This window comes from Fulvivirga sedimenti (assembly GCF_020328055.1).
The window spans coordinates 491,185-512,334 of record NZ_JAIXNE010000002.1 but is presented as its reverse complement, the minus strand read 5'-3'; the positions used below and the strand labels follow the sequence as shown (position 1 = coordinate 512,334).

At 46.2% G+C, this 21,150-nt stretch carries 15 protein-coding genes; 8 read left to right on the top strand and 7 right to left on the bottom strand.

Annotated features, from left to right (window positions below; genetic code table 11):
• Nucleotides 1–4: 4 nt before the first annotated feature.
• Nucleotides 5–2,044: a transketolase family protein gene (locus tag LDX50_RS08545; RefSeq protein ID WP_225698022.1), complete on the bottom strand. Its 2,040-nt coding sequence runs from the start codon at nt 2,042–2,044 to the stop codon at nt 5–7.
• Between the two features lie 172 nt (nt 2,045–2,216).
• Between LDX50_RS08545 and LDX50_RS08540 the strand changes: the two genes are divergently transcribed.
• Nucleotides 2,217–3,740 carry a DUF4301 family protein gene (locus LDX50_RS08540; RefSeq protein WP_225698021.1) on the top strand — a complete coding sequence of 508 codons (1,524 nt, stop codon included), beginning with the start codon at nt 2,217–2,219 and terminating at the stop codon, nt 3,738–3,740.
• A gap of 5 nt (nt 3,741–3,745) precedes the next feature.
• Here the strand turns inward: LDX50_RS08540 and LDX50_RS08535 are convergent, their stop codons facing one another.
• The 3 genes from LDX50_RS08535 to LDX50_RS08525 all read right to left on the bottom strand — a co-directional run bounded on the left by LDX50_RS08535 (nt 3,746) and on the right by LDX50_RS08525 (nt 5,486).
• Nucleotides 3,746–4,063 (bottom strand): rhodanese-like domain-containing protein, encoded by a 318-nt coding sequence (locus LDX50_RS08535; protein ID WP_225698020.1) that lies wholly within the window; start codon nt 4,061–4,063, stop codon nt 3,746–3,748.
• A 73-nt stretch (nt 4,064–4,136) separates the two neighbouring features.
• Entirely contained in the window at nt 4,137–4,988 is an 852-nt protein-coding gene (locus tag LDX50_RS08530; protein ID WP_225698019.1) for a CHAD domain-containing protein, read from the bottom strand.
• A 66-nt stretch (nt 4,989–5,054) separates the two neighbouring features.
• A complete protein-coding gene (locus LDX50_RS08525; protein WP_225698018.1) occupies nt 5,055–5,486 on the bottom strand; it encodes an Hsp20/alpha crystallin family protein in 432 nt (143 codons plus the stop codon).
• A gap of 132 nt (nt 5,487–5,618) precedes the next feature.
• Between LDX50_RS08525 and LDX50_RS08520 the strand changes: the two genes are divergently transcribed.
• Nucleotides 5,619–6,008, top strand: coding sequence for a DUF302 domain-containing protein (locus LDX50_RS08520; RefSeq protein WP_225698017.1), 390 nt, complete (start codon nt 5,619–5,621; stop codon nt 6,006–6,008).
• Here LDX50_RS08520 and LDX50_RS08515 read toward each other — a convergent pair whose 3' ends face one another.
• Together LDX50_RS08515 and LDX50_RS08510 are read right to left on the bottom strand one after the other, a co-directional pair.
• Nucleotides 6,009–6,647: a hypothetical protein gene (locus LDX50_RS08515; protein WP_225698016.1), complete on the bottom strand. Its 639-nt coding sequence runs from the start codon at nt 6,645–6,647 to the stop codon at nt 6,009–6,011.
• A gap of 126 nt (nt 6,648–6,773) precedes the next feature.
• Nucleotides 6,774–10,094: an amidohydrolase family protein gene (locus LDX50_RS08510; protein WP_225698015.1), complete on the bottom strand. Its 3,321-nt coding sequence runs from the start codon at nt 10,092–10,094 to the stop codon at nt 6,774–6,776.
• Nucleotides 10,095–10,409: 315 nt separating this feature from the next.
• Between LDX50_RS08510 and acnA the strand changes: the two genes are divergently transcribed.
• Both acnA and LDX50_RS08500 read left to right on the top strand, forming a co-directional pair.
• On the top strand, nt 10,410–13,136 hold the full coding sequence (gene acnA / locus LDX50_RS08505) for an aconitate hydratase AcnA (protein ID WP_225698014.1): 2,727 nt from the start codon (nt 10,410–10,412) through the stop codon (nt 13,134–13,136).
• Nucleotides 13,133–13,423, top strand: coding sequence for a hypothetical protein (locus LDX50_RS08500; RefSeq protein WP_338030001.1), 291 nt, complete (start codon nt 13,133–13,135; stop codon nt 13,421–13,423). Before acnA ends, LDX50_RS08500 begins: the two co-directional genes overlap by 4 nt.
• A gap of 11 nt (nt 13,424–13,434) precedes the next feature.
• On the opposite strand, the gene LDX50_RS08495 is transcribed toward LDX50_RS08500, so the two are convergent.
• The gene (locus tag LDX50_RS08495) at nt 13,435–14,376 is read right to left on the bottom strand and encodes a hydrogen peroxide-inducible genes activator (RefSeq protein ID WP_225698013.1); all 942 of its coding nucleotides are present in this window, start codon (nt 14,374–14,376) and stop codon (nt 13,435–13,437) included.
• A gap of 180 nt (nt 14,377–14,556) precedes the next feature.
• Between LDX50_RS08495 and LDX50_RS08490 the strand changes: the two genes are divergently transcribed.
• The 4 genes from LDX50_RS08490 to LDX50_RS08475 all read left to right on the top strand — a co-directional run bounded on the left by LDX50_RS08490 (nt 14,557) and on the right by LDX50_RS08475 (nt 21,150).
• Nucleotides 14,557–17,934 (top strand): HEAT repeat domain-containing protein, encoded by a 3,378-nt coding sequence (locus LDX50_RS08490; protein WP_225698012.1) that lies wholly within the window; start codon nt 14,557–14,559, stop codon nt 17,932–17,934.
• Nucleotides 17,935–18,069: 135 nt separating this feature from the next.
• A complete protein-coding gene (locus LDX50_RS08485; RefSeq protein ID WP_225698011.1) occupies nt 18,070–18,528 on the top strand; it encodes an ankyrin repeat domain-containing protein in 459 nt (152 codons plus the stop codon).
• Nucleotides 18,529–18,545: 17 nt separating this feature from the next.
• Complete coding sequence (locus LDX50_RS08480) at nt 18,546–19,070, top strand: hypothetical protein (protein WP_225698010.1); 525 nt, start codon at nt 18,546–18,548, stop codon at nt 19,068–19,070.
• Between the two features lie 160 nt (nt 19,071–19,230).
• Nucleotides 19,231–21,150 carry a DUF3604 domain-containing protein gene (locus tag LDX50_RS08475; protein ID WP_225698009.1) on the top strand — a complete coding sequence of 640 codons (1,920 nt, stop codon included), beginning with the start codon at nt 19,231–19,233 and terminating at the stop codon, nt 21,148–21,150.

Here is a 21,150-nt window from a genome sequence, read left to right as displayed (position 1 = left end):
CTTTTCAATAGTTTGAAAGGTATTGCCTCACTTTTTCACTTACCTGCTTGCCGGTAAAGCCAAATTTCTCGTCGAGGACTCCCGCTGGGGCAGAATATCCGAAGTGATCCAGACCAACTGCTTTGCCTTTTGGTCCGACAAGTGTCAGTAAATTATCCGGCAATCCCGCTGTAAGTCCGAATACAGGCACATTATCAGGAATCACTTCCTTTTGATATGCCTGGGGCTGTGTTCTGAACAGACCTTCAGAAATCGCACTCACGATCTGTACTTTCAACCCATCTGCTTCACGTAAAATTTCTGCGGCATCTACCAGGGTCGAAACCTCAGAACCATTGGCAACCAGAATGATGTCTGGATTTTCATCCCGTGTAACAATATACGCTCCTTTTTTTGCACCCTGTGCGGCCTCATAGCGACTCATGGAGCCATCGACAGGAAGGTCCTTAATATTCTGACGGGAGAAGATCAGGGCGGTAGGGGAGTCTGTATTGGCAAGTGCCATTTCCCATGCCACCGTCGTCTCCACTGCATCCGCTGGACGAAGAGCAAGCAGACTCATTTTATGGGAATGGTTTTTTAACTTTTCAAGCAGCCTGATCTGCGCTTCCTGTTCTACCGGCTGGTGTGTCGGTCCATCTTCCCCGACGCGGAAAGCATCGTGGGTCCAGACGTATTTCACCGGTAACTGCATCAAAGCAGCCAGACGGATGGCAGGTTTCATGAAATCAGAAAATACGAAGAATGTAGCCACCACCGGTATTACACCGCCATGCAATGCCAGTCCGTTCGCGATTGCTGCCATTGTTAACTCGGCAACACCGGCCTGCAGGAAAGCACCCTGGAAATTCCCTTTCGTGAATGAAGTTGTCTTCTTGAGAAAACCGTCGGTCTTATCTGAGTTTGACAAGTCTGCCGACGAGACGATCATATTTCCAACCTTTTCTGCAAACATGGAAAGTACCGTGCTGGATGCGTTCCTTGTGGCAATATTCGGTTTTTGTTCAACCTGGCTGAAATCAAGAACGGGAGCATCACCGCTCAGATACTGGTCAAGCAGACCGGCTTTTTCGGGGTTTGCCGATGCCCAGCCGTTGTATTCCTCATTTTTACGTTTGACATAGGCGCGTTTTTCATCAAGAACGCTGGCATAGTATTCAGCTACATCGTCGAATATTCTGAATGGATCTTCCGGATCACCTCCCAGGTTGGATACAGTTTTCGCAAAGGATGCCCCTGCACCGGTTAATGGCTGTCCGTGCGTATGGTAATTTGCTTCCATACTGCCGCCTTCTTCATCGACTGCGCCTTTACCCATAATGGTCTTTCCGATGATCAGGAATGGTTTTTCTTTTTCATCACCGGCGGCTTTCAGCGCACTTCTGATCTGTGCATGATCATGCCCGTCAATCGTCATTACGCGCCAGCCCCATGCTTCATACTTTGCGGCCGTATCTTCATTTGTTACATCCTCTGTGGCTGATGACAGCTGTAGATCATTTGAATCAAAGAACATAACCAGGTTGGATAACCCCAGGTATCCCGCGATCCGGCCTGCACCCTGGCTGATCTCTTCCTGAATACCACCATCGGATATGTAGGCATATGTCTTGTGCGCCATCCAGTCGCCGAAGCGGGCAACCAGAAAACGTTCTGCAATGGCAGCACCCACAGCCATTGCATGGCCCTGACCCAGTGGTCCTGAAGTATTTTCAATGCCGCGTTCAACATCCACTTCCGGGTGTCCGGGGGTCGGGCTGCCCCATTGCCGGAAGTTTTTCATATCGTCGATGGAATACTTTCCCTGAAATGAAAGAACTGCGTACAACATGGCCGACATATGGCCCGGATCAAGAAAGAAGCGGTCGCGGTAGGGCCACCGCGGATTATCCGGATCAAAGTTCATGAATTCTGAATACAGGATCTGTACAAAATCTGCTCCTCCCATGGGGCCTCCGGGATGACCGGAATTTGCCTTTTCGACCATGGCAGCCGAAAGAATTCGGATGTTATCTGCAGCTCTTAGTTGAATGTCGTTTTGCATGTTTGTTTGCTCTGTCTGGGGATTTAATTATTTCGTTGGTGAAATTACGATTCCTGCTGATGTATCCCAAGGGAGCTGAAATATTTGTAACGATAAATGCGATTACCTGTGGGTTGTATTTGCACTAATTTCGGCTTGTGTGTAACTTGAGCCCATAATCAAATACTATTGTATGTTTACTTCCGAAGATCAGCAACAGATAGACCAACTTGGAATTTCTCATTCAGATATTGAAAAGCAATTGGTGCAGTTCAGGAATGGTTTTCCACCGTTGCCCATTGTAAAGAATGTTTCGGAAGGAGATGGAATTCACAAAATTCAGGAATCCGACCGGGAGGAGTTGATCGGGCTTTATGAAACTGCCTGTGAAAATCTTCAGGTCCAAAAATTCGTACCTGCGTCAGGAGCCGCCTCAAGGATGTTCAAAGCATTGTATGAATTCGTGGCGGATGATAATGCCAGCCTCGGCACCCATAAGGATGTGAAAGCATTTTTCGAAGGTATCAACAAATTTGCGTTCTATTCAGACTTGAGGAAAGTGCTTCAGGAAAATGGCAAAGATCTGGATGCGCTGATTGCAGGCGGTGAATACAAAACAGTTTTAAATTATCTTTTGGATGAGCAGGGCCTTAATTACGGCTTTCTGCCAAAAGGTCTTATAAAATTCCACCAGTACGATTCATATTCAAGAACAGCTGCCGAGGAGCATTTGGTGGAAGCTGCCCAATATGCTGTTTCAAAGGGGCGTCAGGTATACCTTCATTTTACGGTTTCACCCCAACATACAGAATTGTTCAGGGCCCATTTGAACGAAGTTAAAGGGGCATACGAAAATGAATTTAATGTTACCTACCATATTGAATACAGTATTCAGGACCCTGCCACCAATACTATCGCCGTAGGGTTTGATAATGAGCCATTCAGGGATGAGAATGGCAGACTCCTCTTCCGGCCTGCGGGGCATGGGGCGCTGCTATCGAATCTTAATAAACTGGATAGCGATATCGTACTTGTAAAGAATATAGACAATGTGGTGCCCGACAGGCTCAAGGCCGATACCATTACCTATAAGAAACTTTTAGGAGGATTACTCATTCGTTATCAGCGCAAGATTTACAGCTTCATGGAGGCACTGGAGAGTCAGCCCGATCCTGCTGATGATTTTGTGAATGAAGTAGTTAAATTTTTACGTGAAGAAGTCTTTTATCAGGTTGCACCCACGTTTAACAATTTGACCAATAAGGAAAAGCGACAGGTGCTCATCCATATCTTGAACAGGCCTATACGTATTTGCGGGATGGTGGTGAATACGGGAGCTACAGGCGGAGGTCCTTTCTGGGTTCGAAATGAAGACGGAAGTTCATCACTTCAAATTGTGGAGACAGCGCAGATGAACCTGGATGATCCGAAGGTTAAAACACTACTGGAAGACGCGAATTATTTCAATCCGGTAGACGTGGTCTGCGGACTCAGGGATTATAAGGGACAGCCTTTTAATTTAATGAAATACAGGGATGATAATACGGGTATCATCACCGAAAAATCCCAGGGTGGCAAAAGTCTTAAGGCGCTTGAACTGCCCGGCTTATGGAATGGTTCCATGGCCGACTGGTTAACTGTTTTTATGGAAGTACCTGCGGTTACTTTTAATCCCGTTAAGAGCGTGAACGACCTGATGTCTGATGAACATCAGTAAAAGGATCATTTATTTTTAATTTCTCCGTCCCACTCGGAAATGCCTTTTGCCAGGTTATACAAAGGACCTTTAAAGCCCAGTTCCTCCAGGATCCTGCATGCTTTAGCCGAACGTGCACCGCTTCGGCAATAGATCAGGTACGTCTTACTTTTATCCATGGTTTTTGCCTTATCCTCAAATGATTCATTATTGAAGTCAACGAAAATGCTGGCGCCGGGGATATATCCTTCCTGGATCTCCTGTGGTGTTCGAACATCAATGATCACCGCACCGGGTTCTTTCATGATTCTTTTGAATTCATGATTTAAAATATTCTGATACATAGCTTTTTTTGTTTCTATATTACTAGATAAATACCTTTATTTCAAAGCGTTATTATACTTAATCTTACCTGCCTCATTGTGAGGTGTTTTCGTCATAAAATTCTGCCAGTTCTTTTATGAAAATATTCTTTGGATCTTTAAATATTTTACTTCCTATGGTGATTGCCTCATTATGATGCAGGCTGTGCTCACGGGTTAGAATATCCTCTATCAGGTCCTGGTGGGTGTCTTCCAGGTTAAGGTGTGCCAGGGCATTATTTAAAAGATACAGGTCCTGATCATCACCGAGGATGGTCGTAAGTAAGGATATTTCCCTGTTCAGATCCTGAATAAATACCGGGGGTTCGGGGAATAAAAGACACTGATACTGTAAATCCTTACTGCGCTTTCGCCATTCATGGAAATGTTCTGACTCTCCGGTGGTTTTGGTAGCTGAAAAAGCCGCACGTGCAGCACCATAGGTTTTTGAAATACCCTGCAACAAATCCGACGGATCATCTACATAAAATGGTTCATAAGACCTTTGAAATTCCAGTAATCGCGATTCGGTTTTGCTGAGACGCTTAATAGCGGCCCCGGAAAGTATTTCCTTCCTGTTGTTCAGATATTCAACAACGGGCATGAATACAGCCGGGGATAAAAGTGATCCATACTTTTCCCTTACTTTTTGAAGAGCATCCATGGCGGAAGAACTGTCGCGCAGGGCGGAAATCTCTTTCCCGATAGAGGATAGTTGTTGATTGTATTTTTTAGTATTTGGGTGAGAGCCAGCTGCTTTGAGCCATCCTCTTATTTTTTTTAGTGATTTTCGCGTTTCATGAACTACCGGGTGTACAACATTTTCATGACTCGTTTTAAGTAATTGGAGTGAATTGGTAAGTTCGGAAAGTATAAGTTGATCGAAAAAACTGTAGGCCGACTCCATATATTCAGTTTACAAAAAGCCTGACAGTTACCTGCCAGGCTGTTCCCATTGATTGATTTGTTTGCTTCATTCCACCATTACCTTACGGCTGATGTGTTGTACTCCTGTTTTATGAGGCATATAAATAGTAAGTATACCCTTGTCCAGTGAAGCATGAATCCTGTCCTGGTCAATGGCATCGGCAATTTCAAATGATCGCTCACTTAATCTTCCCGGTACTTCCTGATGAATAAGTTCATCCTGTTGAGTTCTTTTTCTTTCAGCTTTTACCTTAATGATATCATTTTTCAACTCAATGGTGATGTCTTCCTTCGAAAATCCCGGCATGGTAAGTTCAATCTTATACTCGTCTTCGGCTTCAATGATATTGGCCATTGGTTTGGTTAACCATCTGTCATCGAAGGCACTCCTCCCCATAAAATGCCCGTAGTCAATAAAATGTCCATAACTATCCCCGATCCGGTGAAACGGGTTATTTCGAATATGCAGCGGTAACATGATAACCTCCTTTTATTTATGAAAATATACAAAGGAACTCAGTCGGATTCGTTGACCTGCATCAAGGATTGCAATGATGCTGGTCATAAGTGTTTACATACTTTACGCTGAACTTAGTGGAAAGAATAAATTATGGAATATTATCACGCCAGGGAATTTGCCGGGTTATCCTATGAGGAGGTATTGGCGCTTGTTCCCGAAGCACTGAAGAAGGAAGGGTTCGGAGTGCTAACTGAAATTGATGTGGCCCGTGTTATGAAGGAAAAGCTTGACAAAGACCTGCGGCCCTACAAAATATTGGGCGCCTGCAATCCCAACTTTGCCTATCAGGCCTTATCGTTGGAGAATAAGATCGGAACGATGTTGCCCTGCAATGTGGTTGTGCAGGAGCTTGAGAATGGTAACACTGAAGTTGCAGTAGTTGATCCGATGGGCTCAATGCAGGCGGTGGAAAATGAAGGCCTTGCAGAAGTGGCGGCAGAAGTTCAGGAGCGGTTAAAGCGCGTATTGGATCACATTTAATTATTTCAGTGAATAATCCCTCAGGATGGTAGAGGTGAGGTACGATGTTTCAGCGCCATCGTTTTTATCTATTTCAATCTGTAAATTATCAAATTGGTATTCGCCAAGACCCTTGCAGAACCACCGGAATTGTTCTATGCGCTCATTCTGATAGTAATAGATGCTTAACGTACGCAAACACCTTCGGTTGCCGAAGCGTGTTTCCATAGAAGGCAGGCCGCCTAAAATATAGTGCTCATAGGGTATTATTCCATCCCGGGAAGAAACCATGAATTGTGCATCCTGTGGTTCATTGATGTATTCGAGGCTGAGGTATTTATATGAACCTGCGGTGTAGATCCATCCATCTTCTGCCGGGTAGAGGTAATCCCGTCCGAGATCTACACTGTCCGGCACCAATTCAAGTTTATCAATGTAGTAACAACAGGTATCCACGCGCCAGTAAACTTCGGTTTCAGCAAAAAGATCCCCTGAAGAATTATAAAAGTATTTGTCAAATTCCCAATAGTTGTCGACCTCCAGCGGAAGGAACTCTGAAAGATCAGTTTCCACGACATCTGCAGAATTGTCATCATCTGAACAAGATAAACAACAGCATATGACAACAAGGAATAGAAAGGTGCCTCTATAGTAACGCATGAATTCCAGGTTCAATACCCGGTAAAAAGTAAAAATGATGCATTCTCTGCAAAAAAATATCTATAAAGTACAATTGTACCAGTTGAATTAGATAAAATTTAAGGTGAAATCCAAATTCATTAAAGCTTATTCATGCCCTTCCATACCAGAAATGCCGGGTACCTGACCGGGCATATCCTCGGTCCATGTACGCACCGGTGCTGATTTTTTGTCCGGAAATACCTGGTCAAGGGTTGTCGCATCATAGAGCCGTCCGTTCATCATTACCTTCTCGATACCCCGTGTATTCCGGATATTTTCCAGCGGATTTTTGGAAAGGATTAAAAGGTCAGCCTGTTTCCCTGGTTCAATGGAACCCACCTCCTGATGCAACCCAATCGATTCAGCGCCCATTATGGTTGCTACTTTGAGTGCTTCATGTGCAGACATTCCGCCGGACTGTATAGACCATAGCTCCCAGTGGTAGCCAAGACCCTGGAGCTGCCCGTGGCTCCCTACTCCCGCACGTCCTCCGGCCTTCACGATCGAATTTACTTCAGCAGCCAGTGGTTTAAATACATGCTCTTCATCCATGAACCATCCGCCAGGTCCGGGACCAGTGCCTGCTCCGCGTCTCCTTGTCTTACTGTCGATTTCAGAATGAGGAGTAAAATAATTCAATTGTTGGTCGTCATGTGGATTTTCACGGGTATAGTAATAGTTTTCCGCCCATGGTCCGCCATAGGCTACCAGAAGTGTTGGGGTGTACGCCGTATTGGAAAAAGCGATTAATTCAATCGCATCATCATACAATGGAAAAATGGGGAAGGAGTGTTCATGTCCGGGGTATCCATCAATGATTTGCGTGAGATTTTGCTTGAAATTCAGGGAGCCTTCTGTGGTTGGCATGATCTCCTGTTCCCGGCAAGCCATGATAATCCATTGACGCTGCTGCCTGTTTCCGGCCACGTACATCTTGATGGTTTTGGTATCATAATAGGACGAATACCTGGAAACAAGTTTTCGGGCGTGATCCAGGTTCTCAATTTGCTCCTGCCAGAACATACCCGGCCCGGTGGAGTAAATCCTCGGCCCAAGCATTTTTCCCGCCTTTACCCTGTCTTCATACGTTAGAATATCTGTAGTGGAAGTCTGAGGATCGCGAACAGTTGTTACACCAAACGCCAGGTTTGCCCAGAATTGCCAGGCTTCCGGTTTGTGTATATCCCAGGCCGGTCTGACGTGAGCATGGGTATCCACAAACCCCGGAATGATCGTTTTTCCTGTTACATTCATTCGTTCAGTGTCCCCTGAAACCTCAAAACTTCCGGAGGGACCGACATTTTTAATGCGGTTATTTTCAACCAGCAGCCACCCATTTTCGATGATCTCATCACCATTCATGGTGATAATCCTCGCGCCTGTTAACAGTAATTTGCCAGCGGGCAAATCCCGTTTCGCCGTTACCCGGATACGGAATTCCTCCGGTGAATATTGAAGGGTGTCCTTGTTTAACTTTTTGTTCTCTTCCTCAAAATTTGTGGCTACCGTTTCACGCATCGATTTCAACTGCATTGCAGAATCGAGGTCATAGATAATGTGCGCATTGCCGATTGACCAGTGCACCTTTGTCATATCCTTTGAGAAAGCCAGAAACTGTCCGCCGATATCGGAGAGCTTTTGAACAGGAAAGGACGCTTTATCCCCCTTGGAAACATTGATGGTTTGCGTTTCGCCTCCCACCATCGGGATAGTGAGCAGATACATATCGTTGTAGACCTGAGCGACGGCTCTTGATTCATCATGGCCAATGATGATGCGGGAGGCCTCGAGTGGGCTTTGGGAGCCGGGTGGGGTTGTGCCAACAACCTTCACATGTTTCTTTTCATCTGAACCATCCCATCGTATGGACAGGAGTGTACCATCATTGTTATTCAGATAAATTCTGTCGGGGTTACGGGAAAAATGTGGAAACTCACGCCGATAGGTGTAATCTATCAGTGTGGCGGTCCCGCCGTCTGCACTGATCCAGATGAGTTCCCGTCCGGTTCCGGGCGCACGCTGGTTGAGGGATTTCTGAAAATTCACAGCCGGTCCGCGAAGTGCAACAATCCGCTTGCCGTCAGGCGACCAGGCCGGAGTTTCGTAGATGGCATTTTCACGGGTCAACTGTACAGGTTGACCAGCCTTTTTACCGCTAATGAGAGTTTTATAAATATGGCCAACCCCATCATTCCAGGTAGTATATGCAATCCAGGTGCCGTCGGGCGACCATACGGGCTGTGCCTGGATAAACTCCTGGTTCGTAAGCCTGCGTGGAATTTTTTCGTTCAGATCCATGACATACAGACGATCCAGGGAAGTGAAAGCCAGTTTCGACCCATCTGGTGATGGAATTGCATCCCTTATTTGCTTTACGATGAATTCACTGCTGTCGGGAATCGGGTATTCAAATTGCAACTCCGGTCCGAGCTCAATGGTTGTATTGATGCTGAAGGGGATTTCTACGGCTTGTCCGCCGGAAACCGGGATTCGCCAGATTTTACCTCCATAGGAGGCAACTAATTCCTTCGAATCAGGGGTGAATGACATTCCCGGTAAGGCATCCCGGGTTCCCCGCGATTCCTGATCATCTCGCTGAACAGGATAGGCGAGCCAACGCTCCACACCGGATTCGAGATCCCGGATGATGAGGCCTGTCTGAGCTTCATAGCGGGTTCCGTATACAAGCCACTTACCGTCCGGTGAAGGTGTGGGACGAATTCCCGACCCTTCCCGGAACGACATCACTTCGTTTTTACCTGTTTGACGATCATATCTTCCGATCTGAAATTGCGGAAAAATGGCATTGTATTGCCAGTCGCCCTCACGTTGGGCATACCAAATAAAGCGGTCTGAATTGCCAAAGGCTGCACCGGTCATTTTTATATTTCCGGGTTCTGACATTAATTCCACGCCTGTTCCGCCATCCACATGATACATCCATAATTTTAGAGTGCCGCTTCTGAATCCTGCTTTGGAGGCAAGGATATATTGGCCGTCGGGTGACCATTCCGGACTTTGATAACGGTTCGTATTACCATTAGTAACCGCCTTATCCTCGCGCGTTTCGAGATCAATGATCCAGATATTTTCGCCGCCGCTTTTATCGGAGGTAAAAACTACCTTCTTGCCGTCGGGGGAAAAGCGTGGCTGACTGTCGAATTGCATTCCTGAGGTGAGTTGCTCAGCAGATCCTCCGGAAAATGGCAACAGATACAGATCCCCAAGGAAGTCGAAAACCACCTGAGTTCCATCGGGGTGAATATCCAGACTTAGCCAGCTTCCCTGGTTTGTGCTTATCGAAAATTCCCGGCCAGGTTCAAGCGGCAGGTCTTCGTTTGATTTCTGGATTGAGTCTGATTTTTCCTGTGAATAGGATATTGATGCACACAGAAAGGTAAGTACGAGTAGTAGTGGTTTCTTCATGGATGTTCAGATGCGTTTCCCTGAAAATAACCAATGACATACGTATTTTTTCGAAAAATGTGATGGACGGAAAAAATAAGGCAGACTTCATAGAGTTTCGAAGTTTTGCCCTGAATGCAGCCCGAATATATTTAAACTCCCTGTGAAACCTAAGTGGTTAAATGCTGCCGGGGTTTTGCCAGCTTTTTATGAATATCATACCCATATTGTTTTTTTCTTTGTCGCCGATTCCCGAAATTTTAGTAAACACAGGAATCGGCTGACCTCGTAAAATCTTGAAATAATTCAACGCCGCAAATTAGGAATTATAATACGATGACAAATTATATAAAAGAAATACACACATCTGAAGGAACACGAAAAATTGCAGACCTGGGTTCGGTCACAGGTATTGACCGGCTTCCGTTCTCTATTCGTATTTTGCTTGAAAATGTAATGCGGAATATCGACGGACTTGGAATTACAGAGGATCATTACACTATTCTGTCAGGTTGGGATTCGCAGGGAACCGACAGTGACATTCCCTATAAACCCGCCCGGGTGTTGATGCAGGACTTTACAGGAGTTCCGGCAATTGTTGATATCGCTTCCATAAGGTCTGAAGTAATCCGAAAAGGTAAAGATGGTTCGAAAATCAATCCACTTATTCCTGTGGATCTGGTTGTGGATCATTCGGTCCAGGTGGATTTTTTCGGAACAGAAGATGCCTATGAAAAGAACGTGGCTAAAGAATATGAGCGTAACCACGAACGCTATTCTTTACTGAAATGGGGGCAGAATTCCTTTGATAATTTTGGTGTGGTACCACCGGGCATGGGTATCTGTCATCAGGTAAACCTGGAATATCTAGCACAGGGGGTGGTGGATCGGGATGGTTGGTTGTTTCCTGATACGCTGGTTGGTACAGACTCACATACGCCCATGGTGAACGGTATTGGTGTACTGGGTTGGGGAGTAGGAGGTATCGAAGCAGAAGCAGCAATGCTGGGTCAACCGATTTATTTTACTTGTCCGCAGGTTATCGGACTTGAATTAACAGGACGTCTGGGTGAAGGCATAACGGCGACCGACATGGTGCTGGCCATTACAGAATTACTTCGAAAATACGGAGTGGTTGGTAAATTCGTCGAGGTTTTTGGGGACGGCCTTGATCACCTGACAGTTCCGGACAGGGCTACAATTTCAAACATGTCTCCGGAATTTGGATGTACGGCCACCTATTTTCCGATTGATGATCAGACTATCGACTACATGCGGCGTACAAACCGGCCGGATGAAGTGATCGAGCGAGTGATCTCCTATACCCGGAAAAACCATCTCTGGAGAACCGGAAATGAAGAAATTGAGTATAGTGACGTGATCTCCATGGATTTGTCAAGCCTTGAGCCAACGGTTTCGGGACCTAAAAGACCTCAGGATAAGATACTGGTTCGAAACCTGAAGGAGAAATTCTACGAGCTTATCAACAAAGAGTACGACCATCGGAAAAAGGCCGCGGAGAGTGCTCCGGAATCCAACTGGCTTGGCGAAGGAGGATCACTTACTGAATTCGTACATGCAGAAAATCAAATCCAAAAAGTACGGTCGGCACGTGTGAAATATAATGGAGAAGAATTTGTTCTGCACGACGGTTCAATTGTCATTGCAGCGATCACCAGTTGTACCAATACCTCAAACCCGAGTGTAATGGTGGGTGCCGGACTGGTGGCGCGGAAAGCCAGGGAAAAGGGACTGAATGTGAAGCCTTGGGTAAAGACCTCCCTGGCGCCCGGTTCTAAGGTCGTTACACGATATCTTGAACGGTCGGGACTGGATAAGGCACTTGAAGAGATGCGGTTCAATACGGTAGGCTACGGATGTACATCCTGTATTGGCAATAGCGGGCCGCTTCCCGAACCCATCGCAAAGGCAGTTACCGAACATGAACTGAATGTTTCTTCTGTACTATCGGGGAACCGGAATTTTGAAGCTCGTGTGCATCCCCAGGTCCGCATGAATTTTCTTGCCTCACCGATGCTGGTGGTGGTTTATGCCATTGCAGGACGTGTTAACATCGATCTGATGACCGAACCCATAGGATATGATATGGACGACGTCCCGGTCTTTATGAAGGATATCTGGCCAACCATGAAGGAGATTCAGGAAGTGATGAAAACTTCAATATCCCGTGAAGATTTCGCGCAAACCTACAGTGTAATCTTTGACGGTGAAGCACAATGGCAGGATCTGCCGGCGCCTTCCGGACTGGACTATCGTTGGAGCGATGATTCAACCTACATCAAGGAAGCCCCATTTTTTAAAAATATTTCAGAATTCCCGTCTAAGTCTTCAGATATTATTGACGCACGGGTACTGCTTAAATTGGCTGATTCCATCACAACAGATCATATTTCACCTGCAGGAGCCTTTTCTCCCAATTCGCCCGCCGGTCAATATTTACTGGAACAGGGCGTAGAATACCGGGATTTCAACTCGTATGGATCCCGCCGTGGAAATCATGAGGTAATGATGCGCGGAACTTTTGCGAATGTCCGCATCAAAAATGAGCTTGGCACCAAAGAGGGAGGATTTACAACATACCTTCCGGGAGATGTGGAAATGAGTGTCTTTGATGCTTCCATGAAGTATCAGTCAGATGGCACAGATTTGATCGTGATTGCCGGTAAGGAATATGGAAGTGGATCTTCCCGTGACTGGGCGGCAAAGGGTACGACATTACTTGGAATTCGGGCGGTAATAGCCGAGAGCTATGAACGTATTCACCGAAGTAACCTGGTAGGTATGGGCGTTTTGCCACTCCAGTTTCTGGAAGGTGAGAGTGCTTCGGTTCTTGGCTTAACAGGAAGGGAAATTTATTCCATACGCGGTATAGAAGAAGGACTGGAGCCGGGGAAAGTACTTAGTGTAGTAGCAACTGGCGACGGGAATGAAAAAACATTTGATATTGTCTGCCGGCTCGACTCCAGAATTGAGATTGAGTATTATAAGAATGGAGGTATTCTCCACTATGTATTAAGGAATTTTCTGGCCGGAAACGTATGATGCAGTTTGAGGAGATATTGCGACTGCCGGAAAAGTCCGAACCATTGAAAAAGTGGCCGGTGGAAATTTGTGCACTTTGGTATGACCGCCAGGGTGAATGGGAAAAAGCGCATGAACTCGTTCAGGATGCGGATTCCGGTAACGGGGCTTGGGTTCATGCCTACCTGCATCGCAAGGAAGGTGACCTATGGAATGCCGACTACTGGTACCACCGGGCCGGACGGCGGCGACCCGACACGTCGATCACGGAGGAGTGGTTCGATATATTGAAAAATATCGCCGGCTGAACGGGCCGGGCTTATTCGTCTAGATGTATATCCGGATCAACCACCGAGAGGCCCTTTGGTGAAAGCATGGGTTTGGGGATATTGGTACGGATACAATCTGCGAGTTGATCGATCAGGATTTGTTTGTTGGTTTTTACACGGGTGATCAGTCCGATTTCCCGTGCAAAGGGTTTATCTGCAATCGGGCGAAGGTTCTCTTCCTGTTCTTCTGACAGGCTCAGCGTGGTAAGTTCCGGCAATATGGTATAGCCTCCCTTTGTGTCAACGATCCGGATTAGTGCATCTATCGAATTGCTTCTGTATACGAATGACTTGTTCTTGCGTATTTCCGACAGGTTGCAGAAATTATTGATCTGATCCCTGAAGCAGTTTCCTTCATTCAGCAACCATAGTTTCTGGTAATCGACACTGGAGAGCCGGATGATTCCATCCTGCGTTTTATCGGACGTGTAAAACATGAACTTCTCATAGAACAATGGGATGGTTGCAATATTGCTTACTTGCAGCGGCGTGGAAATAATCCCGGCATCCAGATCTCCATGCCGTACTCCGTGTACCACCTGATTTGTAATTTGCTCATGGATGTCCAGTGATATGCCGGGATGGTCCAGCTGGAGAGAATCTGCAAACAACGGAACGAGAAAGGGAGCAAGGGTGGGGATGATCCCTATTTTTAGTTTCCCGGAGACCTTTTCAGTGAATCCTGCAGCAAACGCGTGTAATTCTTCCATCTGACCAATAATCTCCCGCGCCCTTAGAAGAAACTGATAACCCTCTGTAGTTGGCTTAATTGGAGAGTGTGAGCGATCAAAAAGTGAAAGTTCGAGGTCCCGTTCCAGTTTGCTGATTTGCAGGCTTAAGGCCGGTTGGGTAATCTCCAGCTTGGAGGCCGCCAGCTTGAAACTCCCGTATCGCTGCAATGCGATAGCATACTGCAATTGAGTGAAGGTCATAATTGAATCTTATTACGGTATAAAATTAATTAAAATTACTTATTGGAGCCTCTAATGGTTTCAGGAATTAGTTAAAAACTATTACTTATTTTCCGTTTGTGTAAGGTTGGTACGAGGGCATTTTATTTTTGTATATTTTAGTTGTTCATTAATGACATTTCAATGAAATTTTTCAACCACATGAAATCATCTGTTTTTGGGTTTTTGGGTATTGTTTTGATTGCGGGATGTGAAACAAAGGCACCAAAGGAAACCCCCTATACCATACGGGAAGACGCCGAGACTGCTGTTCAGCGCGCCCGGGATATTGAGGCAGCTACACCGGTCGAGTTGTACGACGGACTAAACATCAGCCTGTGGGCTTCGGATTCACTTGCACCCGATCCGATAGCGATGTCGATCGACGATGAGGGAAACGTTTATCTGACGAGAACCAACCGACAAAAGAATTCCGAATTTGATATTCGCGGGCATCAGGACTGGATGACAGCATCGATTGCCCTTCAAAGTGTTGCAGACCGCCGGGAATTTTTGCATCAGACATTTGCCCCGGAAAAAAGCAATGAAAATGAGTGGTTGCCAGATTTAAATAATGACGGATCCCATGACTGGAAAGACCTGGCAGTGGAGGAAGAAGAAGTGTGGAAGTTGAGTGATGAAGACGGAGATGGTGTGGCTGAGGTGTCAAAGCGCATTCTGAGTGATTTTCATGATGAAATCACCGATGTTGCTGGTGCACTGCTCGTGCGTGATAAAGATGTTTTTGTTGGAGTTGGTCCCAATATGTGGCGATTGGAAGATACCAATGATGACGAAGTGCTGGATTCAAAAACCCCGATATCCGATGGGTTTGCAGTACATATCGGTTTCGGCGGCCATGGCATGTCAGGTGCTGTGGAAGGTCCGGACGGACGGATATATTACGGTATCGGGGATATTGGTGCTGACATCACCACAGTAGATGGGCGCCATCTTCCGCACCCGAATGAAGGGGTTATCGTGCGATCGGAACCGGATGGAAGCAATTTTGAGGTTTTTGCAAAAGGGTTACGCAATACACATGAATTTGTCTTTGATGCCTACGGAAATATAATCAGTTCAGACAATGATGGGGATCATCCCGGAGAGAGTGAACGACTGGTTCATATTGTAGAGGGCTCAGATGCAGGCTGGCGGTCTAACTGGCAATATGGAAAGTATACCGATCCAAAGAATAATGAATATAAGGTCTGGATGAATGAGCGCCTGTTTCAACCCAGGTGGGAAGGGCAGGCAGCCTACATCATTCCGCCTATTCAGAATTATCATAACGGACCTACGGGGATGATTTTCAACCCGGGAACGGCGCTTGGTAAATCCTGGAAAGATCATTTTTTCCTGGTTGAATTTGTCGGGAATCCCAGCCGGTCGGCCATCTGGGCATTCACGTTAAAGCCCGAAGGTGCCAGCTTTAAGCTGGAGCAGGAAAAGAAGGTCATCTCGGGGATACTGCCTACCGGAATTAAATTCGGGCCTGAAGGTGCGCTGTACGCGGCTGACTGGATTAATGGCTGGAATACAAAAAATTACGGACGGGTATGGAAAATTGACGTGGATGAGTCTGCTAATGATTTAGCCGATGAAAGGGCCGAGACGCTTCGCCTGATGCAGTTGGACTATGAAGATGTTGACGATAATGAATTATCAGATCTCCTGGGTTATGCAGATATGCGCATCAGGCAAAAAGCTCAATTTGAGCTGGTCAGAAGACAGGATTCCAATGCCCTGGAAGAAGCAATTGAGCAAAAAACCGAACAACTGAAGCGGATTCATGGTATTTGGGGCCTTGGTCAGCTGGGCAGGCAGGATGTGAAATATGCCGCGCCTTTGATGGAATACCTGAATGATTCAGACCCTGAAATAATCGCACAAGCGGCCAAGGTATTGGGTGACGTTCGCTACACAGAAGCGGGGCCCGTGCTAACGGGTCTGCTGAAACATGAAAATCCAAGGGTTCGCTTTTACGCGGCTGAAGGGATCGGCCGCATCGGCAACAAAGAAGCCATTCCTGAATTGATTTCCATGCTTCACAGTAATGATGACAAAGATATTTACCTGCGACATGCCGGAGTACTTGCATTAAGCAGGATCGGGGAGGTGGCGCCCGTCGTTGCCCTGAAGGATAGTGACAGCCGTGCGCTTCGCATTGCTGCAGTGCTTGTGCTCAGACGTCTGGCGGATGAGCAGGTGGCATTGTTCCTGGATGACCCGGATGAATATCTTGTAACAGAAGCAGCCCGGGCCATCAATGATGATCTTTCGATTGAGGCGGCACTTCCTGCACTGGCTTCGATTCTTGCAGAAACCCGTTTTACTTCCGAGCCATTATTGAGGCGCAGTATTAACGCTGCGTTACGCGTGGGAGGTGAAAAAGAATTGAATATGCTAATCAGTTTTGCCAGAAGAAGCGATGTTGACCCGGTGATCCGGGCGGAGGCACTTGCCACACTCGGAACCTGGTCGTCACCCTCTGTACTAGATCGTGTAGATGGCCGTTTCAGGGGAGTTATCGAGCGCGATCCGGCGATCATTCAGGCAAAAATTATTCCGGTTGCCGATGAATTTCTTGATGCTGCTGACACGCGGGTTCAGATCGCGGCAATCGATATGCTGCGCGGGTTGAACATTACTGATTTCAATGAACAGCTGGCAATACTGATGAAATCGGGCGCATCACCTGAGGTACGCGCGGCCTCGCTTGAAAGCCTGCATGAACTGAATTATTCGGATATGGAATCACTGATACGCTTAGGCATGAATGATGCCGACAGCAGGGTGCGAACTGCGGCGCTAGGATTGCTAGATGAGATGGATGTTTCTGCAGAAGCACTTCCTTCCATTGTAAGGCCGGTTTTTCAGAAAGGTTCACTGGAAGAACAGCAGCAATTACTGAAGGTGTTAGGTAAAATGCCCTCTGAAAAGAGTTTACCAATTCTGGAAACCATTACAGATCAACTTGTTGCTGGTAAACTTGACCCGAGTTTAACTCTTGATGTGTTCGAAGCAGTTGAGACATCGGAAGATCCTGCATTAATGGCCAAAGTTGAGGGATTGAAATCAACGGATAAGACTTCGGTTGAAGCTTTTCAGGCGGCCTTATATGGCGGAGATGCCGGATTGGGAAGACAGATATTCTTTTATAATGCCACAGCCCAATGTACCCGATGTCATGTAATTCGGGGTGAAGGTTCAGATGTTGGGCCTAAACTCGGTGGAATTGCTTCTAAGCTGACCAGGGAACAGCTGCTTGAGGCACTCATTGAACCCAGCGCACGTCTTGCGCCCGGATTTGGTTCAGTATCGCTCACGCTGAAAGATGGACAGAAGGTTTCCGGTATTCTGATGGAGGAGAATGATACGGAGTTAATACTCAAGACAAATGAGGCTGAACCGCTTCATATTGCCTCTGAAAGAATCAGTGAACGAACTAATCTTCCATCAAGTATGCCTCCAATGGGACTGTTATTATCCCAAAGGGAAATCCGGGATCTCCTGGAATTTCTTAGCCGGCTGGAATAGGAACCAGTCATATTCATGTATAACAAGATCTTATGAGTATATAATTTTAATAAAATTAAATTATCGCATTTTCATATCATCGGGATTTTCAGAACATTGTGATTCTGAGGATGTTTTAACTACAAGAATCAGAGTATGAACTTATTTGAGGCGATTAAGCAAACATCGATAGAAGCTGTTAAACAGGCGGTAACTACCGATCCATCAAGTGTTAATCAGGTGGATGCCAGGGGGTTCAGTCCGTTAATTTTAGCAACATATCTGGGACAACCCGAGATAACTTCCTATCTTATCGATAATGGAGCGGCCGTGAACGCGCAGGATGCATCCGGCAATACCGCATTGATGGGTGTATGTTTCAAGGGGAATGTTGAGCTTGGACAACTGCTGATTGAAAAGGGGGCCGATGTGAATCTTAAGAATGGAAACGGCGCATCGGCATTGTTTTTCGCTGTTAATTTTGGCCAGATAGAAATGGTTAGGTTATTGCTTGATCATAATGCAGATCGGTCTGTCCGGGATGCGAGCGGCATATCGGTTGTGGGACTCGCTGAAAAGCAAGGCAATCAGGAAATAATCAAGTTACTTCAATAAAGAAGATTATTATGTATATGGTTAGTATTCAGGGCACTAATGCCAGCTTGCTGGCAATTCCGCAGAACCGGATTCGTGCGTTTGAATCTGCCGTGAATGCTATCCTGGGTACTGATGCGCTGTTCATTTTCTCGGGATACAGGTCGGATATTATTTATCAGGGATCTGAAGACCATAACCTAAAGATCATTGCCCTCTGGCAGTTGTACGCTAACGTAACGGACGGTTCTTCTTTTCGCAGATCCTTTTTTCAAACCACGACCAAGAAGGACACGCTCGAAGCTTTTTTTGTGCGTCTGATCTATCTGAGTGCGAACAAGCAATGGTTTAATCCCTATGTTGAGAGCCTTCGCAGAACAATTTCAGGAAGGTCAGGACATCGCCTGGCAAAGGCATTAATCAAATGTCAGAAATACATCAAGAACGAAGGCATCCATAAAATTTTCGATCTGGAGGATACAACTCCGAAGTACGCTGACCCGGTACCTCACATTCCTGGCGCTCTTACGAGAAATTACCTGGAAGAATATCCTGTTAATTAGTTCATTCGAATTTAACTGTTCTTATTCATCCCTTCGAACCCGGGTTCAGGGTTATTTTTATCGTATAGCTGATTCATGTCATTGGAACTTCATTCAATGAGGTATAACTTAGGCTTGTCACGGTTAAAGTGTGAAAACCTACCATTAATCCTTTATAAATATGAAATTCATAGCCTCATTATTTCTGTCAACGATGTTTCTGATCACTGTTTGTTATTCACAGATACATCCGTCAAAAGAATCGTTATCCGGTCTGTATCCGGGTAAAACCTATTCACCCTATGCCCAGCGGGGTTATCCCACCCAGGTGTTTTGGGGTGATTCTCACTTGCACACTGCATTATCACCGGATGCCGGTCTATTTGGCAACGTGCTTGGCCTTGAGGAGGCATACCGTTTCAGCAGGGGGGAAGAGGTGATTTCCTCGACCGGACTTCCGGTCCGGTTAGGTAGGCCACTGGATTGGGTAGTTATTGCAGATCATTCCGACATGATGGGTTTTGCGACAGATTTATCGAGGGGTGCTCCAAATATTTTGAGCGACGCAAAAGGTAAGGAGTGGTATGAAGGATTTCAGAAGGGCGGTGAAGAGGCTGCCTCTGCGGCCCTGGATTTGATTACGACGTTTGCACAGGGAAAGATTTCCCAGAAGCTGCTGGCCGATTATTCACCAGGTTCGGCCACTTATTCTTCCGTTTGGGAAGATTGTATTGAAATGGCAGAAAAATACAATGATCCGGGAAAGTTCACGACTCTTATTGGCTTTGAGTGGACTTCTCTGAATAAAGGAAATAATATGCACCGGAATGTTATTCTGAGGGATAATGGCAACCGGGCATCTCAGATCGTCCCGATGGTGACGCAGGCACCCTTTGGAAGTACGGATGTTCTTGAATTGTACAAGTGGCTGGAGAACTATGAAAGCAAAACGGGAGGATCGGCACTTGCTATCGCTCATAACGGAAATTTGTCCAACGGTACAATGTTCCCGTTTGACGCTCAGTTTACAGGAAGGAAACTCGATAAGATGTATGTCGAGAGCAGGCATAAGTGGGAACCACTTTATGAGGTAACTCAGATTAAAGGTGATGGGGAAGCACATCCATTTTTGTCTCCCGAAGATGCCTTTGCGGATTATGAGACATGGGATGCCGGAAACCTTGATTTAAGTGAAGCCAAGACAAATGATATGCTGAAACATGAATATGCCCGTGAGGCATTAAAAATGGGCTTACAACTTGAGTCGAAATTCGGTACCAATCCTTATAAATTTGGCATGGTGGGATCAACCGACTCCCATACATCCTTGTCGGCTATCGAGGAGGATAATTTTTTCGGCAAGGCGGCCAATGCCGAACCTTCAACGAAACGGATGATTCACCCGTTTGCCAAAACGGATAAAGGAGCATATGAAGGGTATGAGCTTACCGCCTCTGGCCGTGCTGCAGTTTGGGCCTCCGAAAATACCCGGGAAGCTATTTGGGATGCGATGGAGCGGAAGGAAGTGTATGCTACCACAGGAACCCGAATGATCGTAAGATTTTTTGGGGGATGGGATTATACAAATGATGATATCAACAGCAGGCAACCGGCGACACGGGGATATGAAAAAGGTGTTCCAATGGGAGGAGACCTCCCTGCATTTTCAGGTTCGAAATCACCAACATTCATGGTCTATGCGTTGAGGGATCCGCTCGGAGCCAACCTGGATCGTATTCAAATCATAAAGGGTTGGATGGATAAAGAAGGCAATACACATGAAAAAGTGTATAATGTTGCCTGGTCCGGAGACCGCAAACTGAATAAGAACGGCGAACTACCTCCTGTTGGTAATACTGTTGATTTAAAATCTGCGAACTGGACTAATACCATAGGTGCTTCAGAATTGGGAACCGTATGGACTGATCCGGATTTCGACCCTGATATGGAAGCATTTTATTATGTGCGGGTTTTGGAAATACCAACCCCCAGATGGGTCGTTTATGATGCATTCCGGTTTGGCATCGACATTCCGGAAGGTGCCAAAACAATCCAGCAGGAAAGGGCTTATACAAGTCCGATTTGGTACAACCCCGAATGA